The following is a 444-nucleotide window of genomic DNA, read 5'->3' on the forward strand; positions in this document are numbered from 1 at the left end:
CCGGGCGGTCTTCTTCGTGGTGTGCAGGGCGTCCAGGGTGAGCAGCATGCCGGCCACGTTCAGCGGGGTGAGCAGATCTTCGGTCACGGTGCTCTCGCCGCGTTTGTCGGCGACCTGCCGCTGACCCAGAACCGCACCGGTGTCGTGGGTGACTGCGGCGACCAGGAACACCTGACCGGACGTGGTGCGGGTGCCGTGCAGCAGTTTCCCGTCGACCGCGACCGCGGGCAACAGCCCGGCCGGCGCCGGGTGGGTGCCCGCCCGGGACGTGGCACGGCGTTGCTCCCTCTCGGCAGGCTCGTCGGTGGCGGTGGGGATCTGCGGAACAGGGGCGTCGCCGCGGACGACGTCGGCCGCAGGTCGCCGCGTCGAGGACGTCACCATCGACGGCGGCCAGGACCCGCCGGAAGGTGCGTTCGCTGGGCACCAGGTATCGGCCGGTCA

Annotated in this window: 1 pseudogene; it reads right to left on the reverse strand. The window is 72.3% G+C overall.

What is annotated here, in order from left to right:
- Positions 1–384, reverse strand: a pseudogene (locus tag ACFHWY_RS28860) (hypothetical protein); the annotation flags it as partial.
- Positions 385–444 lie beyond the last annotated feature (60 nt).

It is taken from the genome of Micromonospora sp. LOL_024, from assembly GCF_048060415.1.
In the GTDB taxonomy this organism is placed as follows: domain Bacteria; phylum Actinomycetota; class Actinomycetes; order Mycobacteriales; family Micromonosporaceae; genus Micromonospora.